The sequence below is a fragment of the Streptomyces sp. NPDC048696 genome, from assembly GCF_043198895.1.
Taxonomy (GTDB): Bacteria; Actinomycetota; Actinomycetes; order Streptomycetales; family Streptomycetaceae; genus Streptomyces.
Window position 1 is genome coordinate 22,240 of the sequence record NZ_JBICVJ010000022.1, and the last position, 13,952, is coordinate 36,191.

15 protein-coding genes are annotated in these 13,952 nt (G+C 71.5%); 5 read left to right on the forward strand and 10 right to left on the reverse strand.

Annotation, left to right across the window (positions count from 1 at the left end; translation table 11 throughout):
• Positions 1–43: 43 nt before the first annotated feature.
• Both ACGFRG_RS32550 and ACGFRG_RS32555 read left to right on the forward strand, forming a co-directional pair.
• Entirely contained in the window at positions 44–538 is a 495-nt protein-coding gene (locus tag ACGFRG_RS32550; RefSeq protein WP_393269778.1) for a VanZ family protein, read from the forward strand.
• Positions 539–615: 77 nt separating this feature from the next.
• The gene (locus tag ACGFRG_RS32555; protein ID WP_361429730.1) at positions 616–816 is read left to right on the forward strand and encodes a PspC domain-containing protein; all 201 of its coding nucleotides are present in this window, start codon (positions 616–618) and stop codon (positions 814–816) included.
• A 22-nt stretch (positions 817–838) separates the two neighbouring features.
• Here ACGFRG_RS32555 and ACGFRG_RS32560 read toward each other — a convergent pair whose 3' ends face one another.
• The 3 genes from ACGFRG_RS32560 to ACGFRG_RS32570 form a co-directional block, all read right to left on the reverse strand.
• The gene (locus tag ACGFRG_RS32560) at positions 839–1,561 is read right to left on the reverse strand and encodes a hypothetical protein (protein ID WP_393269781.1); all 723 of its coding nucleotides are present in this window, start codon (positions 1,559–1,561) and stop codon (positions 839–841) included.
• A gap of 147 nt (positions 1,562–1,708) precedes the next feature.
• Positions 1,709–2,035 carry an ATP-binding protein gene (locus ACGFRG_RS32565; protein ID WP_361429726.1) on the reverse strand — a complete coding sequence of 109 codons (327 nt, stop codon included), beginning with the start codon at positions 2,033–2,035 and terminating at the stop codon, positions 1,709–1,711.
• Between the two features lie 134 nt (positions 2,036–2,169).
• Complete coding sequence (locus ACGFRG_RS32570) at positions 2,170–3,324, reverse strand: adenosine deaminase (protein ID WP_361429724.1); 1,155 nt, start codon at positions 3,322–3,324, stop codon at positions 2,170–2,172.
• Between the two features lie 114 nt (positions 3,325–3,438).
• On the opposite strand from ACGFRG_RS32570, the gene ACGFRG_RS32575 reads away from it, so the two are divergent.
• Complete coding sequence (locus tag ACGFRG_RS32575; protein WP_361429722.1) at positions 3,439–4,203, forward strand: alpha/beta hydrolase; 765 nt, start codon at positions 3,439–3,441, stop codon at positions 4,201–4,203.
• 72 nt (positions 4,204–4,275) lie between these two features.
• Here the strand turns inward: ACGFRG_RS32575 and ACGFRG_RS32580 are convergent, their stop codons facing one another.
• Entirely contained in the window at positions 4,276–5,256 is a 981-nt protein-coding gene (locus ACGFRG_RS32580; RefSeq protein ID WP_393269786.1) for a LysR family transcriptional regulator, read from the reverse strand.
• Positions 5,257–5,292: 36 nt separating this feature from the next.
• Between ACGFRG_RS32580 and ACGFRG_RS32585 the strand changes: the two genes are divergently transcribed.
• Together ACGFRG_RS32585 and ACGFRG_RS32590 are read left to right on the forward strand one after the other, a co-directional pair.
• Entirely contained in the window at positions 5,293–6,567 is a 1,275-nt protein-coding gene (locus ACGFRG_RS32585; RefSeq protein ID WP_361429718.1) for an MFS transporter, read from the forward strand.
• An 83-nt stretch (positions 6,568–6,650) separates the two neighbouring features.
• On the forward strand, positions 6,651–7,640 hold the full coding sequence (locus tag ACGFRG_RS32590; RefSeq protein WP_393269789.1) for a sigma-70 family RNA polymerase sigma factor: 990 nt from the start codon (positions 6,651–6,653) through the stop codon (positions 7,638–7,640).
• Positions 7,641–7,663: 23 nt separating this feature from the next.
• Here ACGFRG_RS32590 and ACGFRG_RS32595 read toward each other — a convergent pair whose 3' ends face one another.
• The 6 genes from ACGFRG_RS32595 to ACGFRG_RS32620 form a co-directional block, all read right to left on the reverse strand.
• A complete protein-coding gene (locus ACGFRG_RS32595) occupies positions 7,664–7,972 on the reverse strand; it encodes an STAS domain-containing protein (protein ID WP_393269792.1) in 309 nt (102 codons plus the stop codon).
• Between the two features lie 92 nt (positions 7,973–8,064).
• Positions 8,065–9,342 carry a thymidine phosphorylase gene (locus tag ACGFRG_RS32600; protein WP_393269795.1) on the reverse strand — a complete coding sequence of 426 codons (1,278 nt, stop codon included), beginning with the start codon at positions 9,340–9,342 and terminating at the stop codon, positions 8,065–8,067.
• Between the two features lie 117 nt (positions 9,343–9,459).
• Complete coding sequence (locus ACGFRG_RS32605; RefSeq protein ID WP_393269798.1) at positions 9,460–9,870, reverse strand: cytidine deaminase; 411 nt, start codon at positions 9,868–9,870, stop codon at positions 9,460–9,462.
• Complete coding sequence (locus ACGFRG_RS32610; protein ID WP_393269801.1) at positions 9,867–11,153, reverse strand: ABC transporter permease; 1,287 nt, start codon at positions 11,151–11,153, stop codon at positions 9,867–9,869. Before ACGFRG_RS32610 ends, ACGFRG_RS32605 begins: the two co-directional genes overlap by 4 nt.
• Complete coding sequence (locus ACGFRG_RS32615; RefSeq protein WP_361429708.1) at positions 11,150–12,277, reverse strand: ABC transporter permease; 1,128 nt, start codon at positions 12,275–12,277, stop codon at positions 11,150–11,152. The genes ACGFRG_RS32610 and ACGFRG_RS32615 overlap by 4 nt, the downstream gene beginning before the upstream one ends.
• On the reverse strand, positions 12,274–13,824 hold the full coding sequence (locus tag ACGFRG_RS32620) for an ABC transporter ATP-binding protein (protein ID WP_361429785.1): 1,551 nt from the start codon (positions 13,822–13,824) through the stop codon (positions 12,274–12,276). Before ACGFRG_RS32620 ends, ACGFRG_RS32615 begins: the two co-directional genes overlap by 4 nt.
• Positions 13,825–13,952 lie beyond the last annotated feature (128 nt).

The following is a 13,952-nucleotide window of genomic DNA, read 5'->3' on the forward strand; positions in this document are numbered from 1 at the left end:
GCGTCATGGTCTCGGCGGCAGCGCCGCCATCCAATTCCGCGTGGTGGGATGCGCTCTCCTGCTCGCGCATCTGGTGCTCGTGGCGTGGCTCACGCTGCGGCCCCGCGACGTCATGTGGGTGACCGCTCCCAATCTCACCCCGCTCGCCGGGATCCGGGCCGATCTGGCGCTCGGGCCCCTGGAGGCCGCGCGGCAGCTCGGCGAGGGGCTGCTGCTGCTCGCGCCGCTGGGCGTGCTGCTGCCGCTGGTGGGCGGGCGCCTGGACGTCTCCCCGGTCGCCTCCCTGCTCCGTACGACCGCCGCGGGCGCGCTCGTCTCGCTCGGCATCGCGCTGCTGCAGACCGGGGTGCCGGGCCAGGTCGCGGACGTGGACGCGCTGCTCCTGAACACCGCCGGGGTCGCCTTCGCGCACATCGCCGTGGTGCCGTTCGGGCGCATCGCGCTGCGGCACCGGCAGGAACGGGACGCTCCCGTCCCCGTCCCCGTACCGGCTCAGGGTCGGACCCCGACGATTCCCAGGGTCGGGATCGCCCCCTAGTCCGAGGCTTTTGCCCGGTTCGGGCCCCAGGATTGAGGCATCGCACCACACCACCTCACTCCTGAAGGAGCCCCACGATGACCACCCTCGCCCGACCCCGTGACGGACGGATGATCGGCGGGGTGTGCGCGGCGCTGGCCCGGCGCTTCGGCACCTCGGCGACCACGATGCGCGTGATCTTCCTGCTGTCGTGCCTGCTGCCCGGCCCGCAGTTCGTGCTCTACATAGCGCTGTGGATCCTCTTCCCGGCCGAGAAGCGCCCCAGCGCCGCCTGGTGAGCCCCGGGGTGCGGGCGGGCTCTCAGCCCAGTACCTCGCGCACCTTCGCCAGCTGCTTGTCGGCCACGTCCCTGGGCACCTCGACCAGCTCCTGCGCCTTGCCGCGCACGGGCGCCCCGAGGTTGATCGTCATGAACCGCACGATGACGGGGCCCTGGCGGACGACGACGATGTGCACCGGCGTCGTGACGTTCACCTGCGTGGACGCCGCGGACCAGCTGACCGACTCGTCGCCGCCGATCCGGTACGGCCGCGCCTTCACCTGTGCGTACGTACTGCTGGCGCCGCCGAGCGCGGCGGTGAAGCCCGGGCATCCGGCGACGGCCGTGCGCAGGTCCTTGATCAGGCGCTGCGCGTCGCTCTCGTTGTACGAGCTGAGCGAGGCGGCGACGGCGAGGCCGAGCGCGCGCTGCGAGCCGAGGCCCCGGTTGACGGTCTCGCGTGCCTGCGGGTTGGGCTCGTCGCCCATGATGTCGGCGAGCGGCTGACAGGCTTTCCTGTCGGCCTGCGGCCGGGCCCGGTCGGTCGCCGCGGAGTCGGCGGAGACCTGGTAGCCGGGGACGTCGCCCTGTTCGAGGGCGGCCATCTGGAGTCTGGTGCGGGTCTTGGCCGAGGACGAGGCGCCGTTCGGCCTGGCGGTGGCGCCCCGGTTGTCGGAGCCGCCGCCGGACGAGCCGCCGCAGGCGGCGGTGAACAGCAGCGCCGACACCGTCAGTACGGCAAGTCCAGTCGCCTTCACACGCATCGTCGCAACCCTACTCACCTGTCAATTCCCCGCGTACGAGCCGCGATCCTGACACATACGCGGTGGGGCGCACACCCGGAACCGGATGTGCGCCCCACCACAACGCCTCAACACGCCGCGAAACAGCGCGATTCGGCCATCGGGCCGTCAGCCGCCGAGAGGCAGCCCACCGCCCAGCGCGCCGCCGACCGGCAGCCCGCCGAGGAGACCGCCCACCGGGTCGGCGCCACCGGTCGGCAGCGCGGACGCGCCCTTGGCCAGGGCGTTCTGACCGGCCGCCAGGGACTGGGGAGCCCCGGGCGAGAGCTTGTTGGTGACGGCCTGGAGGGGCAGCCCATTGGTGAGCCCGGACACGGCCGGGAGGTCGGGGACTCCGGCCACGGCGGGGGCGGCCGAGGCCGTACCCGCGGCGGCGGCGGCGAAGGCGACACCGAGGGCGGCGGCACCGAGAGTCTTGACGGCAGACTGCTTCATCTGGAATTCATCCTAGGGAAGGGGATGTGAGCGGCTATGCAAGCTAGTCACGGCGCCGCGCGCCCCGCAAACCCGCGAATATGACAGAAACGGCCGGGAAAGGTGATTCCCGGCCGCTTCGGCGGTTTACCAGATCAGCCCATGGATGCGGAGGATCCGCTGGTCGCAGAGGTCTGCTGGAACAGCCATTCGGATTTCAATTCGGCGTAACCCGGCTTGATCACGTCATTGATCATGGCGAGGCGTTCGTCGAAAGGAATGAACGCTGATTTCATCGCATTGACAGTGAACCACTGCATGTCGTCGAGCGTGTAGCCGAACGCCTCGGTCAACCGCTCGAATTCCTCGCTCATGCTGGTGCCGCTCATCAGCCGGTTGTCGGTGTTCACGGTCGCCCGGAAGTGCAGCTTGCGCAGCAGTCCGATGGGGTGCTCGGCGTACGAGGAGGCGGCGCCGGTCTGGAGGTTGGAGGTCGGGCACATCTCCAGCGGGATGCGCTTGTCCCGGACGTACGCGGCGAGCCGCCCCAGCTTCACCGAGCCGTCCTCGGCGACCTCGATGTCGTCGATGATGCGCACGCCGTGGCCCAGCCGGTCGGCGCCGCACCACTGGAGCGCCTGCCAGATGGACGGCAGGCCGAACGCCTCGCCGGCGTGGATGGTGAAGTGGTTGTTCTCCCGCTTCAGATACTCGAACGCGTCGAGGTGGCGGGTGGGCGGGAAGCCCGCCTCGGCGCCCGCGATGTCGAAGCCGACCACGCCCGAGTCCCGGTAGGAGTTGGCCAGTTCGGCGATCTCCAGGGCGCGGGCGGCGTGCCGCATGGCGGTCAGGAGCGCCCCCACGCGGATGCGGTGGCCGTTGGCGCGGGCCCGCCGCTCGCCCTCGCGGAAGCCCTCGTTGACGGCCTCCACGACCTCCTGGAGGGTCAGCCCCGCCTCCAGGTGCTGCTCCGGCGCGTAGCGCACCTCGGCGTAGACGACCCCGTCCTCGGCCAGGTCCTCGGCGCACTCGGCGGCGACGCGGAAGAGCGCGTCGCGGGTCTGCATGACGGCGCAGGTGTGCGCGAACGTCTCCAGATACCGCTCCAGGGAACCGGAGTCGGCGGCTTCGCGGAACCAGATGCCGAGCTTGTCGGCCTCGGTCTCCGGGAGACCTGAATACCCGGTCTCTTGGGCGATGTCGATGATGGTTCCCGGACGCAGACCGCCGTCGAGGTGGTCGTGGAGCAGCACCTTCGGGGCACGGCGGATCTGGTCCGGGGTCGGTACGTCGGTGGTCTGGCTCGTCATCTGCGCATGCTAGCCCCTACGCGCGTAGATCACCGGGAGTCCACGGGTTGCCGATACGTAACAGTGACCGTGCGGACGGGTGGCGTACACCTCGCCTTCTGAGACTGTTCTGCCATGGCTCAGCTTGCGATCCCCCAGCCTGCCGCCAGGCTCGGACGGGCCGTCAGCGCCGCTGGCGCCGGCTCGTCGGTCGACGGCGTGGCGCTGGTGCTGCCCGACGGCGATCCCGTCTCGGCGCGCCGCCCTTCGCGTCTTTCGTACGCCTCGGCACTGCCGTTGGCCCGCCGACTGGCCCGCGCGGGCCGCGACGACGGCCTGGTGGCGCACCTCGTCCACTACCGGGGCCGGGGCTGGAACGGCGGCGACGCACGGCTGGCGGCGGACGCCGAGTGGGCGCTGGACGAGGTGGTCCGGCGCTACGGAGACGTGCCGGTGTGCCTCGTCGGGCAGGGGATGGGCGGCCGGGCGGCGCTGCGCGCGGCGGGCCACCCGGCGGTCAACTGCGTGCTCTCCCTTGCCCCTTGGCTCCCGGAGGACGATCTGGCGGCGACGTCGGAGCCGGTGAAACAGCTGGTGGGGCGGCGGGTGATGATCGTGCACGGCACCAACGACCGGCGCAGCGACCCGGAGTTGTCGTTCCGGCTCGCGGCGCGCGCGAAGAAGACGAACCGCGACACCTGCCGCTTCGAGGTCCACTCCGACGGACACGCGTTACGTCAGCACCGCTTCGAAGTCCTCAATCTGGCGGCCGACTTCGTCGCCGGTTCGCTCTTCGCGCACCCGTACGCGCGCCCGGTGGCCGACGCGCTCGCCGCGCCACCGCCGCTGGGCCTGCGGATGCCGCTGGCGGCGGGGTTCGGCAAGTCGCTGCGGGCGTGAGGGCCGAGGCGCCCCCTACGCGCGCGTGAAGGGCCGTACGACCGCCACGCGCGCGTACGTACGCGTAGGCGCTCACTCCGGCAGCAACTGCCCCCGCCGCGACAGCAGGAACGCCTTGAAGGCGGCCACCGGTGGGGTGTCCGGGTGCCCGTCCAGCCAGGCCACGCCGATCTCGCGGACCGCGCGCGGCGCCGTCACCGTCAGCTCGACGACGCCCGGGCGGGCCACGGCGGGCGGCGGCAGCAGGGCCACCCCGAGTCCGGCGGCCACCAGACCGCGCAGGGTCTCCGCCTCCTCCCCCTCGAACGCGACCCTCGGCGTGAACCCCGCCTCGGCGCACAGGTCGTCCGTGATGCGACGCAGCCCGTAGCCGGGCTCCAGGGTCACGAACGTCTCGTCGGCGGCCTCGGCGAGCCGGACGCGCTTGCGGGCCGCCAGGCGGTGGTCGTCGGGGACGACGAGCCGCAGCCGCTGCTCGTCCAGGCGCCGGGCCACGAGGTCGGGCGCGTCCGGGACGGGCGAGGTCAGACAGAGGTCCAGCTCGCCCGCGCGCAGCCGCTCGATCATCGCCTCGCCGTAGTTCTGCACGAGCGTGAAGCGCACCCGGGGGTGGTCGACGCGGAAGGCGCGGATGAGGCCCGGGACGGTCTCCGAGCCCATGGTGTGCAGAAAGCCGAAGGCGACCTTGCCGGTGGCCGGGTCCGCGTCGGCCCGCACCGACTCGGCGGCCCGTTCGACCTCGGCAAGCGCGCGCTCGGCCGAGCCGAGGAAGGTGCGGCCGGCCGGGGTGAGCGAGACGGTGCGGCCCTTGCGGGCGAACAGCGCGACCCCCAGGTCCTCTTCGAGGCGCACCATCGCGCGCGAGAGCGTCGACTGCGGCACGCCGAGCTCGTGCGCCGCGCGCGTGACGTGCTCGTGCCGGGCCACCCCGGCGAAGTACGCGAGGCGGGGCGCGAGCACCGTGACAATGTCTTCTTCGTTACTGTTCAATGACAGACACCCGCCTGAGCTGTGCTTATGCGTACGTGAATCGATTATGGCCACTTTTCGCATTGGACGCATAAATACCGGCGGGCCTACGGTCGAGACATGCCTCCTGCCAGTACCGGGGCACCCACCACCGTGGGTGCCTCCACCGCGCCGTCCCCCGTTCAGCTCGCCCCGGGCGCCCCCGGCTACCGCCGGATGAGCTTCGCGCTCTTCGCCGCCGGGGTCGCCACCTTCGCCCTCCTCTACTCCACCCAGGCCCTGCTCCCGCTGATCTCCGGCGACTTGGGGGTCTCCGCGTCGGCGGCGAGCTGGACCGTGTCGGCGGCGACCGGCGCGCTGGCCCTGTGTGTGCTGCCGCTGAGCGCGCTGTCCGAGCGGTTCGGGCGGTCCCGGATGATGACGGTGTCGCTGGTGGTCGCGGTGGCGGTGGGGCTGCTCGTCCCGTTCGCGCCGAACGTCGGCTGGCTGGTGGCGCTGCGCGCGGTCCAGGGCGCGGCGCTCGCGGGGCTGCCCGCCTCCGCCATGGCCTATCTCGCCGAGGAGGTGCGGCCCAAGGCGCTGGTCGCGGCGATCGGCCTGTTCGTCGCGGGCAACTCCATCGGCGGCATGAGCGGCCGCATCCTGACCGGCTGGGTGGCCCAGGCGTGGGGCTGGCGCGCGGCGCTGCTCGCGGTGGGCGCGCTCGCCGCCGTGTGCGCGGTGACCTTCCGGCTGCTGCTCCCCAAGTCCCGTAACTTCACGGCGGTCCCGCTCGACCCGCGCGCCCTCGCGGCGACGGTGCGGGGACACCTCGCCAACCCGCTGCTGGTCCGGCTGTACGCGATCGGCGCGCTCTTCATGACCGTCTTCGGCGCCGTCTACACGGTGATCGGCTACCGGCTCACCGCCGCGCCCTTCCACCTCCCGCAGGGCGTCGTCGGCTCGATCTTCCTGGTCTATCTGGTCGGTACGGTCTCGTCGGCCGCCGCCGGTCAGCTGGTCGCACGCCTCGGCCGCCGGGGCGCGCTGTACCTGGCCGTCTCGACGACGGCCGCCGGGCTGATGCTGAGCCTGCTCGACGCGCTGGCCGCGATCCTGGCGGGCCTGGTCCTGATCACCGCCGGGTTCTTCGCGGGCCACGCGGTGGCCTCCTCCTCGGTGAGCCGCACCGCCGAGCGCGGCCGCGCGCAGGCCTCCGCGCTCTACCAGAGCGCGTACTACCTGGGCAGCAGCGCGGGCGGCACGCTCGGGGCGATCGCCTTCCACGCGGGCGGCTGGCCCGCCACGGTCCTGCTCGGCCTGCTCGCGGTCCTCGGCGTGGTCTCGGTGACGCTGTACGGCAGCCACGCGGCCAGGGTCGAGCGCCGACTCGCCACGCCTCATGTGACCTGCTGAAACGTCCGCCCGAGGCGCGATTGTCAGTGGGCTCCTGTAGCTTCCGAAGAGCTGGAGCACATGGGCGACCTGGGGTGGACGCGATGAGTGATCTGTCAACGACGACGGACCTGGACGCACGCTTGGAGAGGCACCGGGTCGAGCTGACGGGGTACTGCTACCGGATGCTCGGCTCGGCCTTCGAGGCGGAGGACGCGGTACAGGACACGCTGGTACGGGCGTGGCGCAGTTACGACAAGTTCGAGGGCCGCTCGTCCCTGCGGTCCTGGCTCTACCGGATCGCCACCAACGTCTGCCTCGACATGCTGAGCGCGAGCGGCAAGCGGGCCCGCCCGATGGACCTCACGGCCCCGCAGACGGCGTCCTCGGCGGTGCTGAACTCGCGGCCGGAGGTGACCTGGCTGGAGCCGGTGCCGGACGCGCGCGTGCTGCCGACGGCGGTCGACGACCCGGCCGAGACGGCGGTCGCGCGCGAGAGCGTGCGGCTCGCCTTCGTCGCGGCCCTCCAGCATCTGCCGCCCCGGCAGCGGGCGGTGCTGATCCTGCGCGAGGTGCTGGCCTGGAAGGCGAGCGAGGTCGCGGAGCTGCTCGGGACGACGGTCGCGTCGGTCAACAGCGCGCTCCAGCGGGCGCGTTCGACCCTGGCGGAGTCGGAGCCGCGCGCCTCGGACGCGGCGGACCCGCTCGACGAGGACCAGCAGCGGCTGCTCGCCCGCTATGTGGCGGCGTTCGAGGGGTACGACATGACGGCCCTGACCGCCCTGCTCCACGAGGACGCGACGCTGTCCATGCCGCCGTACGACCTGTGGCTGCGGGGACAGGAGGACATCGTGGCGTGGCATCTGGGGTGCGGTAGCGGCTGCCGGGGGTCGCGGCTGGTGCCGACCGTCGCCAACGGCACCCCGGCGTTCGGGCAGTACCGGCCCAGTGGCCCCGGCGGGCGGCATGAGCCGTGGGCGCTTCAGGTGGTGGAGATCGCGGACGGGAAGATATCCGGGCTCAACGCGTTCCTGGACACGGCCCGGTGGTTCCCGCTGTTCGGGTTGCCGGAGCGGCTGGATGACGAGCGGTAGGTCGTTGTTCGCCTGCGGTACGGCTACTCCACCAACCCCACAAGGGTCAGCAACGCCACAAGCCCCGGTCCCGCGTTGCGTATCGTGAGCCGCCCACCCGCCCTCGCGGCGGTCAGGCGCAGCCGGGCGACCGTCTCCACCGCCGTCAGGTCGGCCCGGATCAGCGCGCCCAGGTCGCAGACCACCTCGGCCGATCCCGCCGCGTACAGCGCCTCCAACTGGGCGCACAGCGGCGGGACATCGATGAAGGCCAGCCGGGCCGGCATGACCAGCACGGGGGCGGGATCGGTGGGGTGCACACGAGTCAGACCCGGCGCCGTCGGAAAACTCATCGGCCGGACCCGGTGGACGGACCGGATCCGGCCGAGGGCCGGGCCCGGCGGCGGGGAGGCGCGCCGGGCTCGTGGAGGGTGGTACGGGGGTGTCAGGCGATCCGGTCGAGCACGATCGGGTTCGCGGTGAACGCGGTGCCCGCCGGGGCGATGTCGTACGACGCGCCCAGCGTCTGAAGCGCGTAGTCGAACTTCTCGGGGGTGTCCGTGTGCAGGGTGAGCAGCGGCTGGCCGGCCGTGACCGTGTCGCCGGGCTTGGCGTGCAGCTCGATGCCCGCGCCCGCCTGCACCGGGTCCTCCTTGCGGGCCCGGCCCGCGCCCAGGCGCCAGGCGGCGACGCCGATGTCGTACGCGTCGAGGCGGGTCAGGACGCCCGAGCTCGGGGCGGTCACGACGTGCTGCTCGCGGGCGACCGGCAGGGTCGCGTCCGGGTCGCCGCCCTGGGCCGCGATCATCCGGCGCCAGACGTCCATCGCCGAGCCGTCCGCGAGGGCCTTCTCGGGGTCGGCGTCCTTGATCCCGGCCGCGTCCAGCATCTCGCGGGCCAGCGACAGGGTGAGGTCGACGACGTCCTGCGGGCCGCCGCCGGCCAGCACCTCGACGGACTCGCGCACTTCGAGGGCGTTGCCGGCCGTGAGGCCGAGCGGGGTGGACATGTCGGTGAGCAGGGCGACCGTCTTCACACCGCTGTCGGTGCCGAGCGCGACCATGGTGGAGGCCAGTTCACGGGCGTCCTCGATGGTCTTCATGAAGGCGCCGGTGCCGACCTTGACGTCCAGGACCAGCGAGCCGGTGCCCTCGGCGATCTTCTTCGACATGATCGAGGAGGCGATGAGCGGGATCGCCTCGACGGTGCCGGTCACATCGCGCAGCGCGTACAGCTTCTTGTCGGCGGGGGCCAGGCCGTCGCCCGCCGCGCAGATGACCGCGCCGGTGGTGTCCAGGACGTTCAGCATCTCCTCGTTGGAGAGCAGCGCGCGCCAGCCGGGGATGGACTCCAGCTTGTCCAGGGTGCCGCCGGTGTGGCCCAGGCCCCGGCCCGACAGCTGCGGCACGGCCGCGCCGCACGCGGCGACCAGCGGGGCGAGCGGCAGCGTGATCTTGTCGCCGACGCCGCCGGTGGAGTGCTTGTCGGCGGTGGGCCGCGAGAGGGCGTCGAAGTTCATCCGCTCGCCGGAGGCGATCATCGCGGCGGTCCAACGGGCGATCTCGGTGCGGTTCATGCCGTTGAGCAGGATCGCCATCGCCAGCGCCGACATCTGCTCGTCGGCCACGACACCGCGCGTGTACGCGTCGATGACCCAGTCGATCTGCTCGGGGCTCAGCTCGCCCCGGTCTCGCTTGGTGCGGATGACGGAGATGACGTCCATGACATTCCTTCCGGCAAGTGCGGTTCGTCCGTACGGTACACGCGACTCTACGCGCATAGAGAGGGGTGACGAGGGCGGCCCCTCCATCGCCGATCGGCAACGAAGGGGCCGCCGTGGTCAGTTGAGCGGGCCCGTCCTGAGATGGTCCGGGCCGAAGGCCTGCGGGAGCATCGCGGAGAGCGGCAGGATCCCTTCCGGGGTCTCCACCAGCAGCTCCGGCCCGCCGTGCTCGAACAGGAGCTGGCGGCAGCGGCCGCAGGGCACCAGGGCGGCGCCCTGGCCGTCGACGCAGACGAAGTGCGTCAGCCGGCCGCCGCCGCCCAGGCGCAGCGCCGAGACCAGGCCGCACTCGGCGCACAGCGCGAGTCCGTACGAGGCGTTCTCGACGTTGCAGCCGGTGACGGTGCGGCCGTCGTCGACCAGCGCCGCCGCGCCGACCGGGTAGCCCGAGTACGGGGCGTACGCGCGGGACATGGCGTCCCGGGCGGCCTCGCGCAGGGCTTCCCAGTCGACGGCGGGCGTACTCACTTGCCCTGGCCCTTGCGGTAGCGCATGCCGTCGGCCTTGGGCATCCGCAGGCGCTGCGCGGACAGCGAGAGCACGAGCAGCGTGACGACGTACGGCGTGGCGCCGACGAAGTCGCCGGGGACCGTGTCGGTCATCAGGTACCAGACCAGGATGACCACGGCGACGACCGCGCTCACACCGGCCTGGACCAGGGCCTTCTTGTACGCCTTCCAGGCCGCCAGGAGGCCCAGCAGGACCACCAGGAGCAGCAGCAGCGCGTGGACGGTCTCGCCGCCGTTGCGCAGCTGGAGGGCGTCGGAGAAGCCGAACAGGCCGGCGCCCATGGCGAGTCCGCCCGGCCGCCAGTTGCCGAAGATCATCGCGGCGAGACCGATGTAGCCGCGGCCGCCGGTCTGGCCCTCCAGGTAGATGTGCGAGGTGACGAGCGCGAGGAACGCGCCGCCGAGCCCGGCGAGACCGCCGGAGACGGCGACCGCCGCGTACTTGTACGAGTAGACGTTGACGCCGAGGGACTCGGCGGCCACCGGGTTCTCACCGCAGGAGCGCAGCCGCAGACCGAACGCGGTCTTCCACAGCAGCCACCAGGTGCCGACGAAGAGTGCCACCGCGAGGACGGTGACCCAGGAGACGTCGGTGACCAGGCCGCCGAGGATGCCGGCGAGGTCCGAGACCAGGAACCAGTGGTGCTTCTCGATCGAGTGGAGACCGGACGACAGACCCGGGATCGTGAAGCTGGGCAGCGCGTCGGCGGGCGGCGACTGCTTGGGGTTGCCGCCCTTGGTCGCCGCGTCGCCCTCGTTGAAGAAGAGCTTGGCCATGTACTGCGTGGCGCCGAGCGCCAGCAGGTTGACGGCCACACCGGAGACGATGTGGTCGACGCCGAAGGTGATCGTGGCGACCGCGTGGACGAGACCGCCGAGCACGCCGAAGCCGACACCGGCGAGCAGGCCGAGCCAGGGGCTGGTCTGCCAGCCGACCCAGCCGGCGCCGAACGTGCCGAGGATCATCATGCCTTCGAGGCCGATGTTGACCACACCGGCCCGCTCGGACCACAGGCCCGCGAGGCCCGCGAGGCCGATCGGCACGGCGAGGCCGAGGGCGGCGCTGATCTGGCCGCCGGAGGTGAGCTGGTCGGCGCCGGTGATGATGCGCACGGCGGAGACCAGGAGCAGGGCGCCCGCGACGATCAGCAGGATCTGCGCGAGGGACGCCTTGCGCTTCATGTTGCCGCGCTTGACCCCGGCCGGAGGCGGGGTCGTGGTCGTGTCGGTCGTGACGCTCATGCCGTCACCTCCTGCTGGTCGGACTTGGCGGCCTGGGCCGCGAGCTCGGCGCCGACGCGCTGCTGCTGGCGCTTCAGGCCGTAGCGGCGGACGACTTCGTAGGCGATGACGACGCACAGGACGATGACGCCCTGGATCACGCCGAGGATCTCCTTGTCGAAGCCGATGAACTCAAGGTGGCTGGTGGTGCGCTCAAGGAAGCCCCACAGGAGCGCGCCGAGCGCGATGCCGAGCGGGTGGTTGCGGCCGAGCAGCGCGATCGCGATACCGGTGAAGCCGAGGCCGACCGGGAAGCTGTTGTCGTACTGGTGGCTGTCGTTGAGCAGGGTCGGCAGACCGACCAGACCCGCGACGGCACCCGAGATGACCATGCTGGTGGCGACCATCTTCTTGACGCTGACGCCGCTCGCGGCGGCCGCCGACTCGGACTGGCCCACCGCCCGCAGGTCGAAGCCGAAGCGGGTGCGGCCGAGCACGAACCAGTAGGCGACGCCCGCGAGGGCGGCCACGAAGATGAAGCCCCAGAGCGTGCCGGCGGCGCCGGTGTCGATGGTGAAGAACCAGGAGTCCTTCGGCAGCGGCTTGGTGGAGACCAGGGTCCCCGCCGAGTCGAGCTGGCCGAGGCGGTCCGGCTGGAGCAGATACGCGATGACGGCGGTCGCGATCGCGTTGAGCATGATGGTCGAGATGACCTCGCTGACGCCCCGGGTCACCTTGAGGATGCCCGCGACGCCCGCCCACATGGCGCCGACCAGCATCGCCACGATGATCATCAGCGGGATGGCGAGGAAGCCCGGCAGGGACATGGCACCGCCGGCGACGGCCGCGAAGAACGCCGCCATACGGTACTGACCGTCCACACCGATGTTGAACAGGTTCATCCGGAAGCCGATGGCCACCGCGATGCCCGCCAGGTAGTACGTGGTCGCCTTGTTCAGGATGTAGATCTGGCTGTCACTGGCCGAGCCGTACGACAGCATGTCGTTGAAGGCCGTGAACGGGTTCTTGCCGGTGATCAGGATGACCACGGCCGTCACGACGAGCGCGGCGACCACCGCGAGCACCGGGGCCGCGATCGCGAGGAGCAGGCGCTCCTTGTCGATCCTGGAGGTGAGCTTCTTCATCGGTCCTCTCCCCCGTCCGTACCGGACTCTTCGCCCTCAACGTGCTCCAGGTGGCCGGAGGCCGCACCCGTCATCGCGGAGCCGAGTTCCTCGGGGGTGATCGTGGCGGGGTCGGCGTCGGCGACCAGGCGGCCGCGGTACATCACCCGCAGGGTGTCGGACAGGCCGATCAGCTCGTCCAGGTCGGCGGAGATCAGCAGCACCGCGAGGCCCTCGCGGCGGGCCTCCCGGATCTGGTCCCAGATCTGCGCCTGCGCGCCGACGTCCACGCCCCGGGTGGGGTGCGCGGCGATCAGCAGCTTGGGGGTGTGGCTCATCTCGCGGCCGACGATCAGCTTCTGCTGGTTGCCGCCGGAGAGCGAGGCCGCGGTGACGTCGATGCCGGGGGTGCGCACGTCGTACTCGCGCACGATCCGCTCGGTGTCGACGCGGGCCGCCCGGTTGTCGAGCAGGCCGCCCTTGGAGTTGGGGCGCTCGGTGACATGGCCGAGGATCCGGTTCTCCCACAGCGGCGCTTCCAGGAGCAGGCCGTGGCGGTGGCGGTCCTCGGGGATGTAGCCGACGCCGCTCTCGCGGCGCTTGCGGGTCGGCGCGTGCGAGATGTCGATGTCGTCGAGGGTGATGACACCGCCGTCCGGGTCGCGCATGCCCATGATGGCCTCGACGAGCTCGGCCTGGCCGTTGCCCTCGACACCGGCGACGCCCAGCACCTCACCCTTGTGGATGGTGAACGAGACGTTGGAGAGAACATCGCGCACGACCCCGTCGGGGTCGGTCGCGGCCAGCTGGAGCCCGGCCACCTTCAGCATCGCCACATCGGTGACGGTCGACTCGCGGGTCTCCGGGGACGGGAGCTCGCTGCCGACCATCAGCTCGGCGAGCTGCTTGGAGGTGGTGGTCCTCGGGTCGGCGGTGCCCACCGTCGTACCGCGCCGGATGACGGTGATCTCGTCGGCGACCTTGAGGACCTCGCCCAGCTTGTGCGAGATGAAGATGACGGTCAGGCCCTCGGCCTTGAGCTCGCGCAGGTTGTCGAAGAGCGCCTCGACCTCCTGGGGCACCAGGACGGCGGTCGGCTCGTCGAGGATCAGCGTGCGGGCGCCGCGGTAGAGGACCTTGAGGATCTCGACGCGCTGGCGGTCGGCGACACCCAGGTCCTCGACGAGCGCGTCGGGGCGCACGCCGAGGCCGTACGCGTCCGAGATCTCCTTGATCTTGTTACGGGCCTTGGCACCGATGCCGTACAGCTTCTCGCCGCCGAGAACCACGTTCTCCAGGACGGTGAGGTTGTCGGCGAGCATGAAGTGCTGGTGCACCATGCCGATTCCGCGCGCGATGGCGTCGGCGGGGCTGTGGAAGACCGCCTGCTCGCCGTCGACGGTGATGGTTCCCTCGTCCGGCTTCTGCATGCCGTAGAGGATCTTCATCAGGGTCGACTTGCCGGCACCGTTCTCACCGCACAGCGCGTGGACGGTGCCCTTGGCGACGGTGATGTCGATGTCCTTGTTGGCGACGACGCCGGGGAATCGTTTGGTGATGCCGCGCAGTTCGACGGCGGGAGGGCTGGACGCGTTGATGGCGCACTCTCCTACGAGAAGGAGGGGGGTGGGGGCAGAGGGCGTGGTGACGCTAGCGCGCCAACTCCCGCCTACGCGCGTAGAGTTGACACATCGTT

Excerpts from the sequence above, each read along its gene's own strand:
- ACGFRG_RS32580 (WP_393269786.1), bottom strand. The coding sequence starts at position 5,256 with ATGCGAAAAGTGGCCATAATCGATTCACGTACGCATAAGCACAGCTCA.
- ACGFRG_RS32600 (WP_393269795.1), bottom strand. The coding sequence starts at position 9,342 with ATGGACGTCATCTCCGTCATCCGCACCAAGCGAGACCGGGGCGAGCTG.
- ACGFRG_RS32595 (WP_393269792.1), bottom strand. The coding sequence starts at position 7,972 with ATGAGTTTTCCGACGGCGCCGGGTCTGACTCGTGTGCACCCCACCGAT.
- ACGFRG_RS32570 (WP_361429724.1), bottom strand. The coding sequence starts at position 3,324 with ATGACGAGCCAGACCACCGACGTACCGACCCCGGACCAGATCCGCCGT.
- ACGFRG_RS32565 (WP_361429726.1), bottom strand. The coding sequence starts at position 2,035 with ATGAAGCAGTCTGCCGTCAAGACTCTCGGTGCCGCCGCCCTCGGTGTC.
- ACGFRG_RS32585 (WP_361429718.1), top strand. The coding sequence starts at position 5,293 with ATGCCTCCTGCCAGTACCGGGGCACCCACCACCGTGGGTGCCTCCACC.
- ACGFRG_RS32590 (WP_393269789.1), top strand. The coding sequence starts at position 6,651 with ATGAGTGATCTGTCAACGACGACGGACCTGGACGCACGCTTGGAGAGG.
- ACGFRG_RS32555 (WP_361429730.1), top strand. The coding sequence starts at position 616 with ATGACCACCCTCGCCCGACCCCGTGACGGACGGATGATCGGCGGGGTG.
- ACGFRG_RS32560 (WP_393269781.1), bottom strand. The coding sequence starts at position 1,561 with ATGCGTGTGAAGGCGACTGGACTTGCCGTACTGACGGTGTCGGCGCTG.
- ACGFRG_RS32610 (WP_393269801.1), bottom strand. The coding sequence starts at position 11,153 with ATGAGCGTCACGACCGACACGACCACGACCCCGCCTCCGGCCGGGGTC.
- ACGFRG_RS32575 (WP_361429722.1), top strand. The coding sequence starts at position 3,439 with ATGGCTCAGCTTGCGATCCCCCAGCCTGCCGCCAGGCTCGGACGGGCC.
- ACGFRG_RS32615 (WP_361429708.1), bottom strand. The coding sequence starts at position 12,277 with ATGAAGAAGCTCACCTCCAGGATCGACAAGGAGCGCCTGCTCCTCGCG.